The sequence below is a fragment of the Curtobacterium sp. AC272 genome (assembly GCF_979258155.1).
Genome location: NZ_OZ409838.1, coordinates 1,776,994 through 1,801,111, shown reverse-complemented (window position 1 = coordinate 1,801,111; position 24,118 = coordinate 1,776,994). Strand labels below are relative to the sequence as shown.

General features: G+C 66.7%; 17 protein-coding genes and 5 pseudogenes. 11 read left to right on the top strand and 11 right to left on the bottom strand.

The window, feature by feature from the left end; translation table 11 throughout:
• Positions 1-916: 916 nt before the first annotated feature.
• The 9 genes and pseudogenes from ACZZ0J_RS09235 (at position 917) to ACZZ0J_RS09195 (ending at position 9,434) form a co-directional block, all read left to right on the top strand.
• On the top strand, positions 917-1,750 hold the full coding sequence (locus ACZZ0J_RS09235) for a TnsA-like heteromeric transposase endonuclease subunit (protein WP_463436366.1): 834 nt from the start codon (positions 917-919) through the stop codon (positions 1,748-1,750).
• Positions 1,751-2,002: 252 nt separating this feature from the next.
• On the top strand, positions 2,003-3,772 hold the full coding sequence (locus tag ACZZ0J_RS09230) for a Mu transposase C-terminal domain-containing protein (protein ID WP_463436364.1): 1,770 nt from the start codon (positions 2,003-2,005) through the stop codon (positions 3,770-3,772).
• Positions 3,772-4,800 carry an AAA family ATPase gene (locus ACZZ0J_RS09225; protein ID WP_463436362.1) on the top strand — a complete coding sequence of 343 codons (1,029 nt, stop codon included), beginning with the start codon at positions 3,772-3,774 and terminating at the stop codon, positions 4,798-4,800. The genes ACZZ0J_RS09230 and ACZZ0J_RS09225 overlap by 1 nt, the downstream gene beginning before the upstream one ends.
• On the top strand, positions 4,797-4,967 hold the full coding sequence (locus ACZZ0J_RS09220; protein ID WP_463436360.1) for a hypothetical protein: 171 nt from the start codon (positions 4,797-4,799) through the stop codon (positions 4,965-4,967). The genes ACZZ0J_RS09225 and ACZZ0J_RS09220 overlap by 4 nt, the downstream gene beginning before the upstream one ends.
• Before the next feature lie 263 nt (positions 4,968-5,230).
• Positions 5,231-6,055, top strand: a pseudogene (locus tag ACZZ0J_RS09215) (zinc-ribbon domain-containing protein); the annotation flags it as partial.
• A complete protein-coding gene (locus ACZZ0J_RS09210) occupies positions 5,983-6,702 on the top strand; it encodes a zinc-ribbon domain-containing protein (RefSeq protein ID WP_463438163.1) in 720 nt (239 codons plus the stop codon). The pseudogene ACZZ0J_RS09215 and the gene ACZZ0J_RS09210, both read left to right, overlap by 73 nt.
• Before the next feature lie 43 nt (positions 6,703-6,745).
• Complete coding sequence (locus ACZZ0J_RS09205; RefSeq protein WP_463436358.1) at positions 6,746-6,964, top strand: hypothetical protein; 219 nt, start codon at positions 6,746-6,748, stop codon at positions 6,962-6,964.
• 1,403 nt (positions 6,965-8,367) lie between these two features.
• Positions 8,368-8,808, top strand: coding sequence for a hypothetical protein (locus tag ACZZ0J_RS09200; protein WP_463436356.1), 441 nt, complete (start codon positions 8,368-8,370; stop codon positions 8,806-8,808).
• On the top strand, positions 8,751-9,434 hold the full coding sequence (locus tag ACZZ0J_RS09195) for a hypothetical protein (protein WP_463436354.1): 684 nt from the start codon (positions 8,751-8,753) through the stop codon (positions 9,432-9,434). Before ACZZ0J_RS09200 ends, ACZZ0J_RS09195 begins: the two co-directional genes overlap by 58 nt.
• 1,215 nt (positions 9,435-10,649) lie before the next feature.
• On the opposite strand, the gene ACZZ0J_RS09190 is transcribed toward ACZZ0J_RS09195, so the two are convergent.
• Positions 10,650-11,699, bottom strand: a complete 1,050-nt coding sequence (locus ACZZ0J_RS09190) for a methionine synthase (protein WP_463436352.1) — start codon at positions 11,697-11,699, stop codon at positions 10,650-10,652.
• A gap of 20 nt (positions 11,700-11,719) precedes the next feature.
• Positions 11,720-12,681 (bottom strand): annotated as a pseudogene (locus ACZZ0J_RS09185) (putative oxygenase MesX).
• Between the two features lie 118 nt (positions 12,682-12,799).
• Between ACZZ0J_RS09185 and ACZZ0J_RS09180 the strand changes: the two are divergent.
• Positions 12,800-13,740: pseudogene (locus tag ACZZ0J_RS09180) on the top strand (LysR family transcriptional regulator).
• A 74-nt stretch (positions 13,741-13,814) separates the two neighbouring features.
• Here ACZZ0J_RS09180 and ACZZ0J_RS09175 read toward each other — a convergent pair.
• Entirely contained in the window at positions 13,815-15,308 is a 1,494-nt protein-coding gene (locus tag ACZZ0J_RS09175; protein ID WP_463436350.1) for a family 20 glycosylhydrolase, read from the bottom strand.
• A 169-nt stretch (positions 15,309-15,477) separates the two neighbouring features.
• Between ACZZ0J_RS09175 and ACZZ0J_RS09170 the strand changes: the two genes are divergently transcribed.
• On the top strand, positions 15,478-16,575 hold the full coding sequence (locus ACZZ0J_RS09170; RefSeq protein WP_463436348.1) for a GDSL-type esterase/lipase family protein: 1,098 nt from the start codon (positions 15,478-15,480) through the stop codon (positions 16,573-16,575).
• 66 nt (positions 16,576-16,641) lie between these two features.
• Here ACZZ0J_RS09170 and ACZZ0J_RS09165 read toward each other — a convergent pair whose 3' ends face one another.
• The 8 genes and pseudogenes from ACZZ0J_RS09165 to ACZZ0J_RS09130 form a co-directional block, all read right to left on the bottom strand.
• Positions 16,642-16,863, bottom strand: coding sequence for an SDR family oxidoreductase (locus tag ACZZ0J_RS09165; RefSeq protein WP_463438162.1), 222 nt, complete (start codon positions 16,861-16,863; stop codon positions 16,642-16,644).
• Positions 16,864-17,032: 169 nt separating this feature from the next.
• On the bottom strand, positions 17,033-17,869 hold the full coding sequence (locus ACZZ0J_RS09160) for an alpha/beta fold hydrolase (RefSeq protein WP_123341214.1): 837 nt from the start codon (positions 17,867-17,869) through the stop codon (positions 17,033-17,035).
• A gap of 109 nt (positions 17,870-17,978) precedes the next feature.
• Positions 17,979-18,632 carry an esterase/lipase family protein gene (locus ACZZ0J_RS09155; protein WP_463436345.1) on the bottom strand — a complete coding sequence of 218 codons (654 nt, stop codon included), beginning with the start codon at positions 18,630-18,632 and terminating at the stop codon, positions 17,979-17,981.
• Between the two features lie 240 nt (positions 18,633-18,872).
• A pseudogene (locus ACZZ0J_RS09150) lies at positions 18,873-18,920 on the bottom strand (hypothetical protein); the annotation flags it as partial.
• A complete protein-coding gene (locus ACZZ0J_RS09145; RefSeq protein ID WP_463438246.1) occupies positions 18,913-20,721 on the bottom strand; it encodes an ATP-binding protein in 1,809 nt (602 codons plus the stop codon). The pseudogene ACZZ0J_RS09150 and the gene ACZZ0J_RS09145, both read right to left, overlap by 8 nt.
• 344 nt (positions 20,722-21,065) lie before the next feature.
• A pseudogene (locus tag ACZZ0J_RS09140) lies at positions 21,066-21,500 on the bottom strand (ATP-binding protein); the annotation flags it as partial.
• A 55-nt stretch (positions 21,501-21,555) separates the two neighbouring features.
• Positions 21,556-23,022, bottom strand: a complete 1,467-nt coding sequence (locus ACZZ0J_RS09135; RefSeq protein WP_463436343.1) for an SDR family NAD(P)-dependent oxidoreductase — start codon at positions 23,020-23,022, stop codon at positions 21,556-21,558.
• An 18-nt stretch (positions 23,023-23,040) separates the two neighbouring features.
• The gene (locus tag ACZZ0J_RS09130; protein ID WP_463436341.1) at positions 23,041-24,114 is read right to left on the bottom strand and encodes a threonine aldolase family protein; all 1,074 of its coding nucleotides are present in this window, start codon (positions 24,112-24,114) and stop codon (positions 23,041-23,043) included.
• Between the last annotated feature and the right edge of the window lie 4 nt (positions 24,115-24,118).

Genomic DNA, 24,118 nt, shown 5'->3' with positions numbered 1-24,118 from the left:
GGAACTGACGCAAGAGAGGCAGAGGCATGACTCCCACGAATGACTTTGACAACTCGGTTCTGGAAATTCACTACTCCATCCGTCGTGCGAAGTCCGAAGCGCGCCGCATCCGCCAGCTGGTTCTCTCCGTCGTCGATAGCGGAGCGATATCGCAGCGTGAGCTCGGCCGGCAGATCGGTGTGAGCAATCGAACGATCGCGAATTGGGTCGAGCAAGCTCGCACCGAGCGCAGCGACTCACACCGGTCTGACACGACGTCCGACGGAACCTCCAACCCGACCTAACTCCGTTCGTCCGACTTCACTGGCTGCCCTTCCGCAACTCGTCATCTCCGCCCGCCGGGCGTCATCGGAGGCGGTGCGGTGGCGGCTCGGTACGTGGCGTTCCGCCGGTCCGGATGGACCGGGCGTCCTGCGGCCCCTTGCGGGTGGCTGGTAGGGGCACTAGCCCCCGGTGTCGTTTCGCTTCGACGTGTTGCCTCGCTGAGTGGGCAGCCCTCGGTTGCTGCCCATATGTGTTATGTCTGTGAACTTTTGTGCACATGCGACATCGGCGCGTTGCGCGTTGCAAAACCTCCGGTCGCCTACAGTCGCCCCATGTTTACAGGTCATGAGTCGCCGTTTGAGAAACGCGAGAGGTCGCAGAACGCCCCTTTGCTGTGTAGTCACATACACGTCGCTAGGGGCGATCGTGCCCGACACGGACGAACCGCGGGTGGTTCGGGAACGTCCTGCGTGGGTGGACGCCCAGCCAGAAGCTCCACCCGCGGTGTTCGGCACGTGCCTGCCGTCGGGCGCACGGTAGGTCTCGCCCGTCATCAAGCCCGATGACGACAACGCATGGAGGTGCCGATGCTCACGCAATCTGCGGCTGACGACGATGCGCGACCGCCGATGAGAACAGTTCGATGTCGCCGATGGACAGCCACGCCCAGTCGGTCGGGCCCGTCCGTCGGTGGCCGCCCACCGCGCCGTCGCATCTCGTTCCGGAAGCGGACCGCAGCATGAGGGTTGGCAAAGCGTTCCACATCAGCGGGACCACTATTGCCGGGCTCGCCTCCGTCTCCTGGCGAACTGAGCAAGGCCGCACTCGCAGTGCACGTGCGACGTCGGAGCTACTTCACGAACCCATGACACGGAACCAGCCGTCGCGGCGCCCGAGCACGCATCCGCTGAAACGCAACACGGAAGGGCACTACTGGTTCGAGCAGACCGGGCACCACGTGTGGCATGAGTCTATGGAGGAGTACACGGCGCTGATGTTCCTCGACCACAGCGAGGACGTCGCGGGGATCTGCACGCAACCCCTGCGCTTTGACTTCGCCGATGGCACACACCATTACCCGGACGCGTTCCTGCAACTCCGCGACGGACGCCAAGTCGTCTGCAACATTCGCCCCGCGGCGCTAGTCGACGAAGCAGCGGTCGAACAGTTCGCCAAGACCGCGGACGCCTGCGCACAGATCGGCTGGTCACATCGACTCATCGTCGATGTACCCCTCACCTACCGGCACAACCTCGACCTACTCGCCGCGTACCGACACCATCGCAATCTCCCCGACGACACTCTCGCCGACGCGCTCCTCGGGCTCGTTAACGAACCGACTCCGTTCGGAGCGCTTTGGGCCTTCACCCAACGCACTCCCGGCCCAACCGCACTGGCTGGCCTCTACAACCTCATCTGGCACCGCGAACTCTGCTTCGACATGACCGCCGCCCTCGCTATGAACACCCTCGTTTGGAGACCCTGACATGCCTTACCGATCCATCACCGTTGGAGACGTCGTTCCGCTTGACGGCGGCCAGTACGCCGTCGTGGAGATCTACGGCACCTCAATCAAACTGCGTGAGGTTGGCACCTCCGAATACCGAGTGGTGTCCCTCGACGAACTCAGCGAAGCCCTCGGCCCGATCACCGTGGACACTCCGCCGCCGGGGAACTCGACCTCATCCCCAAGGCCCAGGAGAAAGAGCTTCAGGTTCTCGCGGACCACATCGAGGAGATGCTCACTGGTATCCACCCCCGCCGCCCCGGCGTCTTCAACCCCACGTACCGTCCGAACCTGCCGCTCGGCGACCGTGAGAAGTGCAAGAGCGAGGAACTGACCCTGATGGGGTTGCCCATCAGCGCCCGAAGCCTTCGCCGGAAGCGCAGCGCCTACGCACCCGCTCCCGGAGTGCGCTCACTCGCGGGTCTGCTCGACAAGCGCTCCATCCACGTCCGAAACCCGTTCGCGGCGATCCCCAACGAGTTCATCGACGCAATTCACGAGGTGATTCGTGAAGAAGCCGACGAAACCACGCGAACGAACCGGCCGCACCGCGCTCGTGTGCTGCACTGGCTGAAGGAGCTCCACCCTGACGTTGAAATGAGCATGCCGACACCGAAGACGCTCCGCAAATGGATCGGCATCGTCGCGGCCGGCACGCATCTGGACGGCACCGCAACGCTACGGAACAGTGTCAGCAAGCGCGGTACTTGGGTGTTCAACAGCCGTCCAGCGATCATGCCCGGCCACGAGGTGCAGGTCGACTCGTCGAAGTTCGACATCCTCGTCCGCGACGAGCACAACAACGTGTACCGGGCAACCCTTGTCGCGATGATCGACAAGCGCACCCGGTCCGTTGTCGCGAGCGGCGTTTACGAAACCAACAAGGGTGTCGACCTCGCGCTGCTGCTTGCGCGCGCGCTCAGCCCAAGGAAGGCGCGGCGCCCGGAGCAGCACTTCAAGCACGCCGATCTGCCAACGATGCCGTGGGCGGAAGGCCTCAGCCCAGAGGAACGGGAAGAGTACGACGACCGTGTGCCGTTCATCTACCCGCAGCGACTCATCATGGACAACGGGGCGGACTGGCGGTCCAAGGTGTTCATGTCCGCCTGCGAACGATTCGCCGTCGACGTCTCCATCGCCCCACCCGGATCCCCGACCTGGAAAGCCATCGTGGAGAACTTCTTCGCGATCGTCGCGATCATCTTCGCTGAGCGCGTGCCCGGCTACATCGGCCGCGATACCACGCACCGAGGGCGGAAGGCACCGGACCCCGAAACTCTGCTGACAATCGACCAGCTGGACGCGCTCTGGCAGGAGTTCATCGTCGTGGTCTGGCAGAACCGCATCCACGGCGGGCTGCGCGACCCGCAGGACCGCAGCCGGGCGATGACGCCGAACAAGATGTACCTCGCGTCCTACCCCACCTCCGCGCCTGTCCGGCTGCCAATCACCCACGACGACTACATCGACCTGATGCCGGTACAGTTCCGCGCGATCAAGGCGGACGGCATCACCATCGCGACCCGCCGATACGACTCCCCACAACTGATCAGCCTCCGCGGCCGCGCATCGGGCGATCTGCGCCACAAGAACAAGTGGGCCGTGCGGTACGACCCCTACGACCCGTCTGCAGTCTGGGTGCGAGACCCAGAAACGCTGACCTGGATCGAATGCGACTGGATGAACCAGCGCTGGCTTGGCGAACCCCACCAGGAGTTCATCCGCAAGCAGATTCAGCAGGTCCACAAGGCTGTCCCAGCGCTGAACAACGACTCCGCGTCGGACATGGTCGCCGAAGCAATCCGCAACCTCACCACGAACGCGAACCACTCGAAGAAGCTGCAGCGGCGAAAGAAGCGTGCGCTCGAGGTCCGGACCAGCAACGGCGCGCCGGCGCTGCGCCGGAAGAAGGTCACCCCTGCTCCGAAACCGACCACCAACCCGGACGACGGCGACAACTACGTGCCCATGCGCGCGTTCGACCCCAAGGGAGACTTCTGATGGAAGGCATCTTCAGCCAACTCAACATGTTCGAACTGCACGAGTTCCTGTTCGACCTCCCTCAGCAGCCACGTCTGCTTAGGCGCGGCATGTTCGAGCGACTCGACCTCGCGGACCGCCTGCGCTACAACGACGCCAGACTGCGGTACATCGAGTCCGATTTCATCGTCGCAACCCCGGAACTCAACGGAGCCATCAGCACCGTGAACACGGTGCAGAAACGCAACACACACCGATCCTACGGCCGCTACGCAGTCCTCATCGACGGTCCCAGCGGAGCAGGAAAAACGACAACCCTCGTCGCAGCCGGTGCCCACATGGCTCAGCAGGTGGAGCGTACGGACAAGCCCCTGGTCATCGGTGTGGAAGTACCACCCAGGACAAGTGCGAAGGCGCTCCTCGAAGAGTTCTGCTCCCGCATGGTGATCGAGCCGCCACGGCGAGCCACGATCGGTCAGCTCATGCAGCTCGTCACCGGAAACCTCAACGCGCTCGGCATCCGGCGCGTCCTCGTCGACGAGGTGCAGCACCTTGCCTACCTCAACCAGGGTTCGATCGAAGCGACCAACACACTGAAATCGCTGACAAACAAGGTCCAGGCAACCTTTGTTTACGCCGGTGTCGACGTGAAGAGCAGCGCGCTGATGGCGGGCCCGCACGGTAAGCAGCTCGCACGCCGTACCGTCCGCGAACCCCTGTCGACGATGACCCTCGCAACCGAGGACGAGCAAGCAGAGTGGCACGGCATCATCCGCGCGTTCGAGGAGCACATGGGTCTCCTCGACCACACCCCGGGTGCCCTCGGCAAGGAAAGTGACTACTTGTTCGGCCGCACCAGCGGCAGCATCGGCACGCTTCGGAACATGCTCGTAGACAGTGCAATCGGTGCTATCGAACAGCACTCCAAAGCCCTGCGCATCGGCGCAGAAGGGATGACAGAGCGCATCCGCCGAAACGACCTGGATCAAGCACGCACCGACCTTGGTGTCGACCTGTTCCACGAGCGGCGAAGTCGGCCCGCAGCATGACCGCCGTCGACGCCGTGCGCCCGCTGCCCCAACGGCTCCGCCGGCACCGGAACGAGCGCGACGACAGCTACGTGGGTCGGCTTCTCACCCACCACCACATCGACCCGACCCTGCAGCCGCTCTACGTCAGGGACCTCCGGAAGCGACTCGAGCCGGGGAGCGGCTAGGAGACGCGCTCGCGGGACAGCTGCAGCCCGAATTGAGCAGCACGCTCAATGAGCACATCACCCACTGCGCGGCTTGCGCCGGCGGGCTCTCAGCGCGCTGGGTCTGCCGCCGATGCGCTGGCGGCGCCGCGATCCCGCAAGACCCACATGCCGGCCCCTTCGTGTGTCGCCGACACCGCATATGGGTGGCTCCGGGGACCCTCCCAGCCGAGCAGCGGCGCGTCGGCTATGCGGTGCTCCTCGCCGACCGGAAGTGGCAGCGCATGCTGGCACAGGGACGCGCAACCGCGCCGATCCTTGCAGAGCTCGACCAGCTGATCGGGGACTGGAGAGACCTTTGCGGACGATCCTCAACCGCCGAAGAGCGGTTCGTCCTGGCGGCCAAACTGTGGAACCGGGTGTCCGCGCCGCTGACCCTGGCGGAGCTCACGGACCCAGTAACCACCTTCCAGCGCCGATACGAGCGACTCGAAGACCTCGTCGAGCACGCCGCTGACAACGTTCAGGTCACTCCAATCGTTGATGGCATCTGGGCGATGCTGCGGGTCATGGCGTTGACACGTCGTAAAGATCTCACCGACACCGACACCGACGCACCACTGCACGGGCTTCGACCGCTGACTGGGCACACCGAACTGATGCGACCCGTTCAACCGTTCGCCTGGTATTACACACCGTCGCGAACAAGCCGCGCTGCGCGTTGGCAGGACTTCAACCAGAAGCACACAGTTGATCGAAGTGATGGGGGTGTGCGGTGGTTGCTCGGCCGAGGGCAGGAGGTCAAGATCATCTCCGTCTGCCCAAACGGGCACGCTTCAAGACGCTCCGCCAACTCCAGCTACAGCCGACACGCAGGCAGCTGGGTGCCCTGCGCGATCTGTAGTGGCAGAAAGGTGCTGGCTGGTTACAATTCACTGGCCGACCACAGCTACCGTCTGACGGTGCATTGGGACACGGAAAGGAACGCTCCGCTGACCCCGGCCGACGTCACCGTGACCTCAAGAACCGTCGTTTGGTGGATCTGCAGCGAAGGGCATCGGTTCGACAATCCCGTCTTCATGGAAACGCGACGACGCGGAGGGTGCCCGGTCTGCCGCGGTATTCGTGTGGTGCCGGGCCTAACCGACCTGGCGACTCTAAATCCATCCGCCGCCCTCGAGTGGCATCCGACACGAAACGGGGGCTGGCCCCAAGATCTGTACCCGTTGCCAGCTCGAAGAAGGTGTGGTGGAAGTGCCGACGGGGCCATGAGTGGCGGGCCGTCATCCACTCTCGGCGACGGAACGGATGCCCTGTGTGTGCGAACAGCCGAGTCGATGCGCGGTTCAACTCACTCGCCGTCACGCACCCGGAAGTGGCCGCTCAGTGGGACCCAGTGAAGAACACCATCCGCGCTGACGCCGTGACCGCAGGGTCTGGTCAGAAACTGTGGTGGCGGTGTGCACTGGGGCACTCCTATCAAAGCGCCGTGTGCAATCGAACACGGGGCGTGGGCTGCCGCTACTGCGGCCGGAAAGCAGTGCTGCCCGGCTTCAACGACCTCGTGACGTTGTATCCCGTGCTCGCCAGCGAGTGGGACTGGACCTCTAACACGGATTTCGATCCCCGGGTATGTCTTCCAGGGAACAGATCGCACTGGTGGCGGTGCAGCAATGGACACAGGTCCAAGCAGTCCGTTCCAAACCGTCTCGCAATACGGGGATGCCCGGCGTGTTCAAAACCGACCGGATTTTGAACCGCCGAGAACCCCCAAGGACTGATACGAAGGAAGGCCCTACATGTCCACGTCATCCCAGAAGCGCGCAGCCCGAATGCTCCAGCGCGCCGAGCCGGAGTTCGCGAAGTACACCGATGCGCTACGCGAGGTTCTCGCCCGCGAGGAGCGTGCGCCCGGGCACATCCGAAATCTGCTGCACGAGGACGTCGCCCGACGGCGCGCCGAGAAAGCAGAGGCGACGGCTGACTCTCAAACCGCGCCAACTCAGGAACACCGCTAGGAACGGTCCTCCCCGAGGAACAGGCTGACCTTGCCAGCCCGTGAGGGACGCTGCACGACATCGGCGTATGAGTGCTTGCGGATGGAAGCGAACCGGTCCTGTCCTTGGCGCCGGCTGCCGGCGACGAGAACGAAGCTGTGTTCAACAGTTGCAACGACGGGGGCACCAACACCCCTCGCCACGAGCCGATGTCCCCGGCAGCGACCTGGCGGAACGGACAAGCGACCTATGGCAACGACAGCGCAGAGGGTTCGGCGCCGGTCCCGTTCCACGAACCACGCCGTTGCACAACGCGTCGCCGAGCCCATGAACTAACGATCGTTTGGCACTGGCACTGGCACTGGCACTGGCACTGGCACTGGCACTCGCGCCGTCGCACCCGGACGGCACTTAGCAGTGCCCCGAACGGCCACCGGTCGAAACGTCGAGAAACTGGACCCGCTCGATGGCACTCCGACGGGAGTTTTGCGGTCAGGGAAGCGTCGCCGTCTCTCAATTCAGTCACCCTCCACACGTCGATCGCGCCAACCGGGCCGTCCAGTTCGGCGAGGGACGCGGTGTCAACGCGCGGCACCTCGATCGTCACACCCCTGGCACACTCCTGAGATACGCAGGAGTTGACGCCCCACAGGAACAATCATCCCAACGCACTGGGCGCCACTCCCGCGTGCCGATCGTCGTCGAAGCGCTATCCCCTCCTCGATTCGAGCTGGTGCCGACGCCCCAAGATCGACAGCCACTCGCCGCTGTCGACCTGAATACACCGAACGAACGCCTGCTAGTCGTTGCCGATCGCCGCACTCACACCGCGTCCTCCACGCGACTGCAGTGGATCCTTCGGCACCTCTTGGAGTGCTCGGAATCGACTGCGCGTCCAACTAACTCCGCTTGTAACCGCACGCCGCACGCCCGGTAGGGGCCCAAGCACGAGCGATCCCTGATGAGCTCTGGTGTACATCCCTCGCCCTGCTGTGAGCGAGGATCATCGGCACACCGGGTCGTCAGAGCGCGCGTTTGAAAAGGGGCCAATGGCGCGGCGCCAAAGCGGCCACGGCGCTCCCCGCCGGCACGCCCAGGTCCGGATGCGCGAGTCGTGGGGCCTTCTGGGAGACGTTTCCCGTCCCATGATCGAACCGCCGGTCCTCGAAACTGCCGCCCTGCCGACCGGCTAACATATGGCCACTTATCGATGCCGCCAGATGGATGAAGCGCGAAGGCCGGCCCCCGCCCTAATGCGGGAGTGGCTGTCCAAGTGTGGCCAACCCACGTCAGGGCGGGTCAGCTCGTTGGCTTAGTGATTGGTTCTGTTGGAGGCGGAGCGGCCGGATGGAAGATCGCAATGCGGTCTGTCAAACAGACTCAGCGAGCTGGAGACGGCAGCGAGCAGATCCAAGCTGGCCGGGATGTTCGGAAGAGCTGACAAGTCGGCGCAACATGCTGGCAGCGACGCGATTCAAGTGCAGGCTGGTCGCGATATTGTGCTCGGTGTCAGTGAAGATCGGGCGCGTGAGATTGCTCGGGAATCTGCCGCCGCCGCAGTTAGGGAGTACACAGCTGAGGCGCTCGAGACTGCCAACCGGCGAATTGACCAGTTCGATGATCGCGCTTTGGAAATCCTCGAGCAGGCAAAAATGCTCGACGCAATGAATGATCCTGCCTTCCAGAAAGCGTATCGTAAAGCCCAAATTGGGGCCTCGAGCTCCGAGCGTACCTCGGACTACGAACTGCTCGCTGAACTATTGAAGGACAGGGCCCAGCGGGGGAAGTGCGAGCTGTCCGTGCAGGCGTGGAACGGTCAATCGAGATTGTTGACCAGATCGACGCAGGCGCGCTTCGAGGCCTGACGATTGTCCAAGCGCTTCAGCAATATACGGTACGGGAGTCTCCCTCAGTTGGACAAGCTGTGAGTCTCCTATCGCAGCTTTTCTCATCGCTGATTGATGGCGAGCTTCCCTTGGGGGCCGAGTGGCTTGAGCATCTCGATATCCTTGATGCTGTTCGGGTCAACCCGCTTGGCGGAACGAAGAAGTTTGATGAGTTCATGGCGGAGTACAATTTTACGGGGTTCGTGTCGACCGGTGTTGAAGCAGGAAATGCCCCATCGCTCGCTTCGGAAATCGATCCGCCGCTGCCCTGGCTTGACTTGGTGAAAGACCACGAATTGAAGCCTGGATTCAAGCGCGTAGCTGTCGCCTCTTCCTCTGGTCTCTCGTATCTAGCTAAGCAGGTCGGGCGGGATGGCGCCGAGCTGCTTGGGGCCGCGAACCGGGACTACTCGTTCTCCTCCCCGGACCCGTCCTGTGTAGAGGTTATGTCGGATGCTCTGAAGAGCGATAGCTTTCTCGCACAGCTCGGCAGCTGGTGGGACCAACTTCCTAGCGGCTTTTCGGTCACATCGGTCGGACGTGTGTTGGCGCGTGCGAACGCGGAGCGTCTCGACTCGTCCGGCCTTCTGCCCGCGCTGGATTAGCAGGGTTGCCCCAAAGGCTCGTGGTCACCGCTCGTTGGTAATACTGATCAAGAACTTCGGGCCTAGCAAACCGGAGCGCAGGGCAAGGTAGCCCGCGCGCGGTTCAATTTGGGCTCAAAGCTCCGTAAGATGTGACTTATGCAATTCGCTACTGATCCGGCCAACTGGGTGACGGTGATCCTGACTGGTCTCGCACTTTGGCAGACGGCTGTGGCGCGTCGGCGGTTGAATCGGCCCAGACGTGTGGAATATGTTGTGTCATCTTGTCAAAGATTTCCGCAGTTTGACGATCCGGACGTTGCGGTCACCGTTGCGGGACGAAAGTCTGCACATGCATGGGCGACTGAAGTTCGGATATTGAATTCTGGCGTGACGGCCATAAATCCCTCCGAATGGGTCGAGCCTCTTGAGGTTGAGATGGGCGCCGGTGTCAATGTTTGGAAAACATCCCTCATTGGGTTTCGACCTCGCAGTGTTCGAGCGCGGGCGTCTATCTCGGGAAGTTTGGTTACCTTCGACCGGTTCCTCTTCAATGCGGGTGACCTTCTCATTTGCCAAATTCTCACTAGTAAGCGCCCCGAAATCACAGTTCGCACACGCGTCCAGGATCTCCCTGAGGTGCTGAATGGCAAGATTCCATATTCGCCAGGCAGTGAGCGCGACGGGAGGATGAATTTATTCGACAAATTTATGTGGATCGTCGTCGCGCCGCTCGCACTCTCAGGCCTATTTGCGGTCCTCAGCTGGACTAGGTTTGACACGGGTGATCTCGTGTCGGGGTTCCTCATGATTGCCATGGGGGCGTTGCTTATTTGTGGAGCCTATCCGTTGTACGCGAGTTATCTCGTGCGTCGGCGTGCCGCGTGGACTAGCGCGAGTTGAGGGCGGAGCGGCCAGTGATTGGTTCGGATCAACCGAGAGCTTAAGTAAACGCCTTGCTTTTCGTCTTTACGTCTGTGAAGTGAGCGAATCGATCGTACGCAGAGAGTGGTGGCTCATTCGTACCCAATCTCGGCAGCTCTTGGTCCGAAGCGCTTGGGCAATTGCCGGGCTCGGGGAAGGGGTATTGAAGGGCAAGATTATTACCAACGAGTCTGACCTGCCGCACGGAAGCCGCGCCTCCAGGCCGGATCGAGAGCCGCGCACGCGGCGGACGCAACACGAACGGCGGCTCTCCTCCATCCGGAAGAAAGCCGCCGCGGTGTCTCGCAGTGGTCAGCGCGCAGCCGGCACCGCCGAGTCGACGAGCTCGGCCCGCACGATGTCCGCCCCAGCGGACAGCGCACCGAGCTTGTCCAGCGCGGCACCCCGCGCCAGCGGAGCCATCCCGCAGTTCGAGCTCGCGATGAGCTTGTCCGCGTCGACGAACTCGAGCGCCCGCCGCAGCACCTCCGCGACCTCCTCCGGGGTTTCGACGGTCTCGGTCGCGACGTCGATCGCCCCGAGCATGACCTTCTTCCCACGGATCAGCTCGACGAGCTCGAGCGGCACGTGCGAGTGGATGCACTCCAGCGAGACGATGTCGATGGACGACTGCTGCAGGAGCGGGAACGACTGTTCGTACTGCCGCCACTCGGCTCCGAGCGTCTCTTTCCACTTGTTGTTGGCCTCGATGCCGTAGCCGTAACAGATGTGCACGGCGGTCTCGGCGCGGAGGCCCTCCGTGGCGCGTTCGAGCGCGGCGACGCCCCAGTCCTGCACCTCGTCGTGGAAGACGGTGAAGGCGGGCTCGTCGAACTGGATGATGTCGACACCGGCGGCTTCGAGCTCGCGCGCTTCCTGGTTGAGGATCGTGGCGAACTCCCACGCCAGCTTCTCGCGGCTCTTGTAGTGCTGGTCGGAGAGTGTGTCGATCATGGTCATCGGGCCGGGGAGCGCCCACTTGATCGGACGGTCGGTCTGGGCGCGGAGGAAGCGGGCGTCGTCCACGAACACGGGTGCGCGTCGGCTGACGGCACCGACGACGGTCGGGACGGCCGCGTCGTACCGGTCACGGATCCGGACGGTCTCCTTGCGCTCGAGGTCGACGCCGTCCAGGTGCTCGATGAACGTCGTGACGAAGTGCTGGCGGGTCTGCTCGCCGTCGCTGACGATGTCGATGCCGCGGCGCTCCTGCTCGTGGACGGCGGAGCGGAGTGCGTCCTGCTTGCCCTCGGTGAGCGCTGCGCCCTGCAGGTTCCAGGGGGACCAGAGCTTCTCGGGCTCGGCGAGCCAGGACGGTTTCGGCAGGCTGCCGACGATCGAGGTGGGCAGGAGGGTGCTCATGCGGGTGCGAGTCCTAACGATCAGAGAGAAGGAATGGCGGCGTCGGCCGCGAACCGCGAGAGGAGCGCGTGGTGCGGCGTCACGAGGTGCTCCTCGGTCCACCGACCCTGGGTGATCCCGAGGCGGCTGCGCTCCTCACGGTCGTAGGTGACCGGGGTGGGCGTGAAGTCGGTGTGGTCGAGGGTGGGGTGGTAGGTGCTCCCGGCCGGGGTGTTCGCGGCGTAGATCTCCGGGCGGTAGATCTTCTGGAACGTCTCCATGGTGGCGATCGTGCCGATGAGCTGGAGGTCCGTGTAGTCGCCGGTCAGGTCGCCGCGCGTGTAGAACGCGAGCGGGGCCGACGCTCCGGCGGGCTGGAAGTACCGGACCCGCATGCCCATCCGGCCGAAGTAGTCGTCGGTGAGCGAGGAGTGCTCGTGCTCGTACTCGGCGCCGAGGACGGGGTGGTCGTACCCGGTCTGGCGGTAGGTCTGGCTCGTCGAGACGCTGATGCAGACGACCGGCTCGGCACCGAACCCGTCGCGGAATGCCGGCGACGAAAGGAACCGCTGGAAGAGCGCCCCGTGCAGCACACCGAAGTCGGACGGCAGGCCCTCTGACGACGGCAGCAGCACCGAGAAGTCGTAGTCGCGCAGGTACGACGAGAAGTTGTTGCCGAGGATGCCGTGGTGGTGCTCGCCGGTGTGCTGGTCGACGATCGTGACGTCGAGCATCTCGAGCAGCGGGAACTCGGCGTCCGCTCCTCCGTCGGAGAACGCCAGTGCGGCCGAGACGATGTCGAGCTGCAGGCGGTAGCGGTCACCGGCAGCCAAGAGCTCGTTCGCACGCCCGTCGATCATCGCCAGCGCAGCACGGAGGTTCTGCTGCCGGTGCTCGCCGCGCGCCAGGTTGGCGAAGTTCGTGGTCAGCCGGGAGCTGTCGGCGGGGAGTAGTCCTCGTCGAAGCGGGTCCTGGTGATGCTGAAGGTGAGGTCGTTCGCCATGGTCGGCAATCTGTTCGTCGAGCACCCGGAGGTGCTGGGGAAGGGTTCCTCGATGATGGCGGCAATCTGGAGCCATCAGGTAATACCGAGACGCTATGCACCGGTATAGCCTGCACCTATGGCTCGGGTCTCGAACGACATCACCCTCCAGCAACTCCGGTACTTCATCGAGGTCGCGACCGAGGGTTCGATCAGCGCAGCGGCGGATCTGCTCTACGTGTCGCAGCCGACCATGTCCGCGGCGATGAAGGACCTCGAGACGCGCATCGGACGCCCGCTGTTCACCCGGTCGGCTCGGGGGTCGTGCTCACGGTCGACGGCGTCGAGTTCCTGGGGTACGCCCGGCAGGTCGTCGAGCAGGTGTCCCTGCTCGAACAGCGCTACGTCGGTGGGCAGCCGTCGCGTCGCCTGTTGGGGGTGTCCGCACAGCACTACTCGTTCGCCGTGGAGGCCTTCGTCCGCATGGTCGAGGGCGCGGCCGCGGACGAGTACGAGTTCTCGCTGCGCGAGACACGCACCTGGGACATCATCGAGGACGTCCGCACCCTGCGGAGCGAGGTGGGCATCCTCTACCGCAACGACTTCAACAAGCAGGTGCTCGGCAAGCTGCTGCGGGACGCCGGGGTCGTCTTCACACCGCTGTTCGTCGCCGAGCCGCACATCTTCGTCGCCCGGCGGAATCCCATCGCGTCACGGGAGCGTGCGACCCTCGAGGACCTCGCCGACCTGCCGCGGCTGACGTTCGACCAGGGTGCGAACAACTCCTTCTACCTGGCGGAGGAGATCCTGTCGACGATGTCGAGCAAGCGGGAGATCCGTGTGTCGGACCGGGCGACGATCTTCAACCTCATGATCGGCCTCGGCGGGTACACGATCTCCACCGGTCTGATCAGCGATGACCTCGACCCGGAGATCGTCGCCATCCCTCTCGACGTCGACGAACGCATCGAGATCGGCTGGATCGCGCACGCCTCGGTTCCCCTCACCGTGCAGGCGCAGACCTACCTGGACGAGTTGCGCGCGGTGGTCATCAGTTACGGCGTCGAGCCGCTGGGGTAGGCAGGCGGCGGGTCCGGCGGGTCCGGCGGGTCCGGCGGGTCCGGCGGTCGGCCTGGAGGCGCGACATGCGTCCGTCAGGAGGCTGCGGTCTCGATCATCGCCTTCACGTGCGGCGCGCTCCACCGCAGGAGGGCGTCAGCAGGTGGACCCTCCAGGTCCTCGCCCCAGATCGCGACGGCCGCGCCCGACATCGGAGCAGCGAGACGTGCTCCGGAGTCGCCGTCCCACGTCCGGAGCGACCAGTGCTCGCGGAGATCGGCGACGGTGTACTCGCTGTCGGCCGGGTCGAGTTCGGTCGGTACCTCGTACAGGTAGTACGAGTTGTAGTTGAGCAAGTCGATCCCGGCCTGCTGCAGGTCGACCGCACTGGCCCGTCGCGCTCGGCGTTCGCGACGCTCCGCTGCGTCCTCGGTGTCGCCGTCGAAGCTCCAGTACGTGACGTGGATGCGCGGGTCCAGTCGCCCGACCGCGGCCCGGTCGATCCCGTCGTTCCAGGCCCACACCTCGCGGTTGCCGAGCGCGGCCGCCATCGCGTTCAGCCACGCGACGCGTTGGCCGGCGGTGACGTCGCCGCCCCATTCGTCTCCACCGATGTGCACGGTGCGGCTGGACGGGAAGGTCCGCTGCACCTCGGCGTAGAGCTTCGTCGCCAGCGCGAGACTGCCGGGCGCCGACGGGTCGAGCTCGCTCTCGCCCGAACGGATGCGGTCGACCCACTTCGTGCCGTGTTGCGCCTCGAGCAGGTCGAAGGCCGCAGCCATGTGGCCGGGAGTGTCGATCTCGGGCACGATCGCGACGCCCCGCTTCGCCGCGTACTCGGCGATCGTGCGTGCCTGTGCGGCGCTGAGGAACGGACGGCCGGTCACGCGGCTCGTGTAGACGCCGTGGTCGAGGTCCGCGTTCGCGAGGGTCTGGCCGAGGACCGTGCTCTCGATCCCGACGTTCTGGTCATCGGTGAGGTGCAGGTGCAGGAAGCGGCCGCCGTTGCCGGCGAGCAGGTCGATGTACCGCTTGATCAGTGCCACGGGGTAGTAGGCGCGAGCGACGTCGAGCATCACGCCGGTCTCGGGACGTGGGCGGGGCGTCGGCTTGGCGGTGACGGTCGAAGCGGACGTCCGGCAGTGCTGCCCGGAGTACGCACCCACGCAGGCGAGGACCGAGTACTTCCCGGCCGCGGCTCGGGAAGGCGACGTGCGGACTGCGCTGACCGTCGTGCTCGAACCCGGGCCGAGTCCCTTCACCGCGATCCGGCCGAGCGTGTACTTCTTGGTGCCGGCGGACAGGTACAGCCACGCGGAGGAAGCCGGCTTCCGCACCGAGGCGGTGTTCGTGACCTTCAGGGTGGTCCGGACGGCGCTGCCGGTCGAGGTGACGGTGGACGCCGCGGTGACCCTGGTGACCGTCACCGGCGACGCCGCGGTGTCCGCTGATCCGGCGACCGCATCGATGCCGATCAGCGCTGCTGCCGACACGGCGATCGTCAGACCGACCGCGATGGTCCGTCTGACGGAGTGCGGCGCGGTCGCTGGACCGGCAGTCGGGTCCGCGGTTCCGGTGGAGGATGGCACGGAGACGACGGTAGTTCACCAGGATGCGCGGTTGGCATTCGCCGACCCGGCGCCCGGTCGCGGACCACATCTCACCCAAGGGAGACAACGTGAACGGCCACGAGCGCACCACCGATCGCGGTCGGCGTCGCGGGGCGCCCGGCTCGTCGCCGGCCTGGTCGTCGCACTCGTGTCGATCATCGCGACGGGGTGCTCCGCCGCGAAGACACCGGAGGTCGCCGAGCCGCTCGCGACCTGGAACGCCGCCGTGGCCGACCGGACCGAGGCGCCCGCGAACTGGGTCGCCCTGGGAGACTCGATCACCGAGGGGCAGGGCGCCTCGTCACGCTCCACCCGGTGGATGGACCTCACGCTCGACCAGCTGCGCACGGAGCACCCGACGGGCGGGGTCACCGGAGGGGCCGGGTACCTGCCGGCGCAGTTCGCCGTGTACGCACCGGACTCGACCTGGGGTGACTGGGCGACGGCGCGCACGGGGGAGAGCCAGTTCGACATCACCACCCCCGACCTCGGCTACCGATCGGTCGGCATGCAGGCGGGCGCCTCGCGGAGCTACGACTTCACGGGCACCGGGATCGACATCTGGTGGGCGCGATACCCCGGGTCCGGCGACTTCACCTACAGCGTCGACGGAGCCGCACCGACGACCGTCGCCACGACCGGGACTGCCAGTACCGGGACGATCACGACGGTGGACGGACTGTCGAGCGGGGAGCACACGGTGACCATCACCGCCGTCGCACCGTTCTCCCTGCTGGGGTTCACGATCTACGACGGTGACCGGGACAAGGGGATCCACCGCTACGACTCCGCGCACTCGGGCTCGACGATCGCGACGTTCACCGATGACCAAGAGGGCTTCCTGACGGCGATGCGTCGTGCTGCTCCGGACCTCATCACCATCACGCTGGGTGGCAACGACGCGGCGAAGCTCACACCCGACGAGCTCGGCGCCCAGTACGTGGCGTTCCTCGACACGCTCGCAGCGCTGCCCACGAAGCCCTCGCTGCTCGTGATCGGCGAGTTCACCCCGGCCTCGAGCATGACGGACGGCATGGCGGAGCCGTGGTCGAGCTACCTCGCAGAGATCAAGCGTGCCGCGGCGAAGGGCGGCGCCGCGTACGTCAGCATGGCTGACACCTTCCCCGAGGCCGACACCTCCGGGACGGGGATCTACTCGACGGACGGCATCCACCCCAACGACGAGGGGCAGCGTCGGATCACGAAGCTCGTACTCGCCACCCTGGCTGCGCACGAGGGTGACTGACGGAGTGACGGACGGGAGGCGCGGCGCCATCTTGCACCGTGCCTCCTGTCCGACCCGTGTCCCGGTTCAGGCGATGGTGCTGCCGCCGTCGACCAGGAGCTCGCTTCCGGTCATCCCGGAGCTCTGGTCGGACACGAGGAAGAGGACTGCGGCGGCGACCTCGTCGGGTCGGAGGAGACGACCGAGGGGCATCCTGCTGGCCATCTGTTCCAGCAGCTCGTCGCCGTTGCCCGGAGCGAGACCCTTCAGCCCGGGCGTCTCGGTGGGCCCGGGGACGACCGTGTTGATCCGGATGCGCCCGGAGTAGTGCCGTCACGACCCCGATCAGCTTGCGTACCGCCGGCCGGTCCGCTGACGCACGGTGGGCATCGGACTGGAGGCGCGGTGCAGGTGAGTCGATCGAATCACCCGCACCGCGCCTCCAGTCCGGGTCGCTGCGAACGCAGCGTCAGCGACGTCAGCCGCGGATGAACGCGAGGATGTCGGGGTTGATGACGTCCGCGTGGGTCGTCAGCATGCCGTGCGGGTAGCCCTCGTAGACCTTCAAGGTCGAGTCGCTGAGGAGCTCGGCCTGCTTCAGCGAGGCGTCCGCGTAGGGCACGACCTGGTCGTCGTCGCCCTGCAGGACGAGGACGGGCACGGTGATCGCGCGCAGGTCCTCGGTCTGGTCCGTCTCCGAGAACGCTTTGATGCCCTCGTAGTGCGCGACGGCACTGCCCGTCATGCCCTGACGCCACCAGTTGGCGATGACCGGCTCGGACGGAGTCACGCCGTCACGGTTGAAGCCGTAGAACGGGCCGGAGGCGACGGCCTGGAAGAACTCGGCGCGGTTGGCGGCGAGTGCCTGGCGGAACCCGTCGAAGACCGAGATGTCCGTGCCCTCGGGGTTCGCGTCGGTCTTCACCATCAGGGGCGGCACGGCGGACACGAGGACGGCCTTGGCGACCCGGCCCTGCGGCTGACCGTACTTCGCGACGTAGCGGGCGACCTGGCCACCACCGGTGGAGTGTCCGATGTGGATCGCGTCGTGCAGGTCGAGGTGCTCGACGACGGCGGACACGTCACTGGCGTAGTGGTCCATGTCGTGGCCGGTGCCGATCTGCGAGGAGCGCCCGTGGCCCCGTCTGTCGCTCGCGATCACACGGAAGCCCTCGGCCAGGAAGTACAGCATCTGCGCGTCCCAGTCGTCGGAGGACAGTGGCCAGCCGTGGTGGAACACGATCGGCTGCGCATCGGCGTTGCCCCAGTCCTTGAAGTAGATCTCTGCACCGTCGTCGGTGGTCACGTAACCCATGGTCGTTCTCCTGTGGCTGGTGTTCGGTTGTGGTGGTCGGTGGGTGGTCAGCCGAGTTCGGCGATGGCGTCGGTGATGAAGGCCGCGACCTCGGTGGGGTGCGTCTGCATCACCAGGTGTGGTCCGTCGATCTCGACCACCTTGCGGACCCCGGCGCGCTGGTAGCCGAAACGCTCGACGTCCGGGTTGATGGTGTGGTCGGCGCTGGAGACGATGCCCCAGGACGGCTTGGTCTTCCACGCCGCGACGGATGCGGTTCGCCGAACGCAACCGCGGACAGCGGGCGCTGCGACACTGCGAGGACCTTGGCCTTCTCGAGGTCGAGGCCGCCCGCGAAGACCGCGGGGAAGGCGTCGATGGCCACCGAGACGTCGGTGCCGGGCTCGGCGCCATCGACGGGGTAGGGCGCGTAGACGAGGTTCGCCGCGAGGTCGCTGTCGGGGAACCCGCCCTGGAGGGCGCCGAGGCTCTCGCCTTCCTCGAGCGCGTAGGCGGCGACGAACACGAGCCCGACGACGTTCTCGGCGATACCCGCGACGGTGAGGATCGCGCCGCCGTAGGAGTGCCCGGCGAGCAGGACCGGTCCGTCGATCTGCTCGACGAACGACTTGATGTAGGCCGCGTCGCCGGACAGGCTGCGGTTGAACACGGGCGGAACGAGGACCTCGTGCCCCTGATCGAGGAGGAGCTTCGTGACGGGCGCCCAGCTGGCGGCGTCGGCGAAGGCTCCGTGGATGAGCACGATGGTGGGCGATTCGGTCACGGTGCGGTCCGTCCCGGTCCGCAGCCGGTGCCGCGGACCTCCGTCGGTAGTGGAAGCGTCTGCTTCCGTCCGTGACGCTAGGGCCGCGGGCCGGCGGTGCACATCGGTCACGATGACCGAGATGTGGCGTCGTGTGACTTAGTCGTCCGCCGCGGTCGCCCCGGGTGTCAGGACCGACGGCAGCTGCTGCCTGGTCGAGATGCCGAGCTTCTGGAACGCCGCGTACAGGTGGGCGCCCACCGTCCTGGGGGAGACGAAGAGGTGTTCGCCGATGGCGCGGTTACTCAGGCCCTGGGCTGCGAGCGTGCAGACGCGGAGCTCCTGCGGGGTGAGCAGGTCGATGCTGCGTTGCCCCGTCGTCGGCAGGCGCTCGCCCGTGGCCCGGATGGCGTCTCGTGTCCGCTCTGCCCAGATCGGTGCGGGCATCGCCTCGAACAGGTCCAGGGCTGCGTGCAGGACTGCTCGGGCGGTGGTGCTCCGCCCTGCACGACGCAGACGGCGACCGAGTCGGAGGAGCGCTCGCGCTTGCACGTACGGGACCGGCCAACGATCGTGCTGCAGGGTCGCCCACGCCGACTCGAGGTCGTCGTCCGACAGGAGCGCGGTCCGGGCGGAGTGGACGGCCGTGCACCAGGGGAGCGTGCCACCGCTCGTGGAGCCACTCGAGGTCCGCCAACCGCTGCTCGGCGTCCGGTCGGTTGCCGGACTCCAACGCGGCATCGACGTAGTCGTGGGAGGTCAGCACGGCGAAGGTCGGGTTGAACGCGTCGTCGTCGGGGTCGAAGAGACGTCGCAGGGGCTCGAGTGCGTCCGCCGCCCGGCCGGAGATCAGGTGCGCCAACCCGGTCGCGCCGAGCAGCGTTGCGCGCATCGCACTCGAGCGGAGCACCTGCGCGCCCGCCTCGGTCCCGCCGGCGATCCGCTCGGTGTCGGGCTGTTCGCCCTCGAGGGCGTCGAACCAGGCGAGCGCGCACCGCGCCGCGGCGGAGAACCCGGCGTCGCCCAGGTCCCGTCCGAGCGACGCGGCCTGCTGCGCGAGGGCGCGCGCCCGGGCGACGTCCCCGGCGAGGTACGTGGTCATCGAGGTCCCCATGAGGGCCTGCGGGAACGTCCGCAACTCGCCACGCGTCTGCATGCTCGCGAGGGCACGATCGAGCAGGACACGAGCCGTGTCGATTTCGCCCACGAGGTTGAGCGCGTACCCGAGGAGCCACGCTGTCTCTTCGTCCAGGGCCGCGGGCGCCGCCGCCAACGCGAGCTCCAGCACACGATCGCCCCGGGCCAGCGGCTCGGTCCGGGCGGCCAGCAGGATCGACCGCGGGTCGTCCTCTGGAAGCGCGAGGGCTTCGACGACGACGAGCATCGGGTCGCCCGGGTCCGCCTCGGCAGTGTGGTCCCAGGCGATCGCGGCCAGGTGGAGCAGTGCGGCGGTGGCGTGTTCGACCCCGCCTGCCAGCTGCATCTCGGAGACGGCGTGGAGCGCCGGTCCGAGGTCGCCGACTGCCAGGCCCGTCCGACCAGTGGGCAGGGTCTCGGCGACCCACGCTGCGCGCGCCGCGAGCAGCCCAGGAGGCGCCTCGTCGCGAGCCCGTTGCACCAAGAGCGACGCGTCTGAGGTCCTGCCGGACAGCCCGGCGAGTTCCGCCGCGACGATGCGACGCTCGACGCGTCGGGCCACGTCCGACGTCAGCTCGGCGGCACGCTCGTACGCCCGGCTCGCGACGAAGGTGTCGGACATCGCGGTCCGTTCGTCGCCGAGCGCGGCGATCTCGTCCGCGAGGGGATCGTCGTGACCGGTGGCGAGCTCGGCGCGCCACCAGATGGTCCGCGCCGGGTCGTCCTGGTGCTCGAGCACGAGCGACCGGAGGACCGCGGTGCGCTCCGGCGGTGACGCCACCGACAGGACCGCCGACTGCACGAGCGGATGCCGGAACCGGATTGCACGGGGTGCGACCCACTCGAGGAGCGAGGCCGCTGATGCCTGCTCGGTCCAGGTCGGCGTCGGGAACCTGCCGATTGCGCGTGCGGCGACTCGGGCGGCTTCCTCGGCGACGGTGCCGCCGGACAGCGCCACGGCGAGGATCGCCAACCGGACCCCTTGGTCGAGCTCCGTGTACCGATCCGCGAACTCCTGCTCGACCCGTCCGACGACGGGTCGTTCCGCGTGCGCTCGGCCGCCGCAGTAGACCGGCCGAGCTCGTGCAGTGCCAGGGGGTTGCCCTCGGCGCGGAGCACGAGGTCGCGTCGCGCCTGCCCCGTCGGCGCTCCAGGCACTCCGTCGAGCAGTTCGTCGGCAGCGGACTGGTCGAGTGGACGGAGGTGCAGGCGTCGGATGCCCGGGTTCTCCACCGCATCGGTGTTCCGCGTGGTCATGACGATGACGACCGGGTCCTCACCGACGCGACGGGCCATCATGCGGAGCGCCCACTCGGAGGGTGCATCCATCCAGTGCAGGTCCTCGGCGACGATCAGGAGCGGACGTTCGGCCGCCGCGTCCGAGAGCAGGGTCAGCGCGGCGAGCCCGGCGAGGAGCGGCGACGGCTGGATTCCCGTGGCGACCCCGAACGCGACGTCCAACGCCCGTCGCTGCGGCGACGGCAGGTTCGCGATGCCGCCGCGCAACGGGTACAGGAGCATGTGGAGCGCTGAGTACGGCTCCGCCGACTCAGCGAGGGTGCCGGTCGTCGTGAGTGTCCGCAGTCCGCGGCGGCTCGCGTGCTCGAGCACGTCGGCGACCAGTGACGACTTGCCGATGCCCGCTTCGCCGTCGATCACGAACGCGGAACCACCGCTGTCCGCGTGACCGACCGCGTCTCGGAGAGCCGAGGTCTCCCGCTCACGCCCGATGACGGGCTGCGCCTTCGTCACGTCGTCAGTATGGCAGCGCTGCTGGACCGGAGTGAAGCGGCTCCGGCCGCCGAGCTCACCAGGAACTGGGCTTGTAGTCCTTCAGGAACACGCCGAACACGTCCTCGCCCGCCTCGCCCCGCACGATCGGGTCGTACACGCGGGCAGCCCCGTCGACGAGGTCGAGCGGCGCGTGGAAGCCCTCCTCCGCCAGCCGGACCTTCGTCGGGTGCGGTCGCTCGTCGGTGATCCACCCGGTGTCGACGCTCGTCATCAGGATGCGGTCGGTCTCGAACATCTCCTGCGCACTCGTGCGGGTGAGCATGTTCACGGCGGCCTTCGCCATGTTCGTGTGCGGGTGTCCCGGCCCCTTGTAGGCGCGGCCGAACACACCTTCCATCGCGCTGACGTTCACCACGTAGGTGCGGTGCGCCTCGCTCGCCGCCATCGCGGGGCGGAGCTTCGAGATCAGGATGAACGGCGCGGTGGTGTTCGCGAGCTGGACCTCGAGCATCTCGAGCGGGTCGACCTCGTCGACGGCCTGCGTCCACGAGTTCACGTCGTGCAGGTCGGGCACGAGACCACCGGCGTCGATCGCGGTGCCCATGGCCAGACGCTCGAGCGAGCTCGACCCCGGAGCCATGGCCTGCTCGGTCAGTTCGTCGGCCCGGGCTGCGGCGGCCGCGAGGATCGGGTGCGCTGTCACCGAGCGGGCGAGCGCCTGCGGATGCTGGTCGTTCGTGTGCCCGAAGGTCACGAGCTCGGGCAGCGGGCCGTCCGGCAGCGGCGCGAGTTCGGCGTCGACGAGGGGCTGGTACGCGCCGGGCGACCGGCGGACGGTCTGCGTCGCGTTGTTGATCAGGATGTCGAGCGGGCCAGCAGCGGCGACGTCCTCGGCGAGTCCGATGACCTGGGCCGGGTCACGCAGGTCGATGCCGACGACCTTGAGGCGCGAGATCCAGTCGGCGGAGTCCGGGAGGCTCGTGAACCGGCGCACGGCGTCGCGGGGGAACCGCGTCGTGATGGTGGTGTGGGCGCCGTCGCGCAGCAGGCGGAGCGCGATGTACATGCCGATCTTCGCGCGGCCGCCGGTCAGCAGCGCCCGCTTGCCGGTCAGGTCGGTCCGGGCATCGCGCTTCGCGTGGCTCATCGCCGCGCACGAGGGGCACAGCTGGTGGTAGAACGCGTCGACGACCGTGTACTGCTGCTTGCACATGTAGCAGGGGCGTGACTTCAGCAGGGTGCCGGCGGTGGACGCCGTCGTCGAGGTGCTGATCGGGACCCCGCGGGTCTCGTCGTCGATCCGGTCGGCGGCTCCGGTCGCGGTGGCGGCGATCACGCGGCGGTCGGCCTCGGCGATGACCGCGCGCTTCTCGAGTCGGTGCGCCCGCTTCACGGCCTTGAACATCTTCGCCGTGGCCTGACGCACCCGCACGAAGTCGGGGTGCGTCTCGTCGATGTCGCTCATCTGCTCGAGCACCCGGAGCGTGGCGTCGAGGTCCTCGGGGAGGATGCCGCTGGGTTCGGGGTGCTCGGAGATCACACGGGATTCTACGTTGGATCAGGCCGCGTCGAGCTCCCGCGTCAACGCCGCCACGAAGTCGTCGATGTCCTGCTCCGACGTGTCGTAGGCGCACATCCACCGCACCTCGTTGCGGCTGGCGTCCCAGTCGTAGAACCGGAAGTGCTTGCGCAGCCGCTCGGCCACCCCTGCGGGCAGCGTCGCGAACACCCCGTTCGCCTGGGTCTCCTGGCTGAACCCGACGCCCTGGATGCTGCCGTCGGTGATCCGGGCCTCGAGTGCGCCGCGGAGCCGGGCGGCCATGGCGTTGGCGTGCCCGGCGGAGCGCAGGTACAGGTCGTCGGACAGCAGCGCGATGAGCTGCGCGGAGACGAACCGCATCTTCGACGACAGCTGCATGTTCATCTTGCGCAGGTAGTGCAGCCCCTCTGACGCCGCGGGGTTGAGCACGACGATCGCCTCGCCGTAGAGCATGCCGTTCTTCGTGCCGCCGAAGCTCAGCACGTCCACGCCGGCATCGGTGGTGAAGTCGCGCAGGGGCAGTCCGAGGGTCGCGGCGGCGTTGGAGATGCGAGCGCCGTCCATGTGCAGCGTCATGCCGAGCGGGTGGACGTGGTCCGCGATCGCCCGGATCTCGTCGACCGTGTAGGCGGTGCCGAGCTCGGTGGTCTGCGTGATCGACACCACGAGCGGCTGGGCACGGTGCTCGTCACCCCATCCCCAGGCCTCCTTGTCGATGAGCTCGGGGGTGAGCTTGCCGTCGGGGGTCTCGACCGGCAGCAGCTTGATCCCGCCGATGCGCTCGGGAGCACCCGCTTCGTCGGTGTGGATGTGCGCGGTCGTGGTGCACACGACGGCGCCCCACCGCGGCAGCATCGACTGCAGCCCGACGACGTTGGCTCCGGTGCCGTTGAACACCGGGAACGCCTGCGCCTGCGAGCCGAAGTGGTCGCCGATCACCTCGTTGAGGCGGGCCGTGTAGACGTCCTCGCCGTAGGCGATCTGGTGGCCGTCGTTGGCCGCGGCGATCGCGTCGAGGATCTCGGGGTGGACACCGGCGTAGTTGTCCGAGGCGAAGCCCCGCAGGTCCAGGTCGTGGAGTCGAAGGGTCACTGGT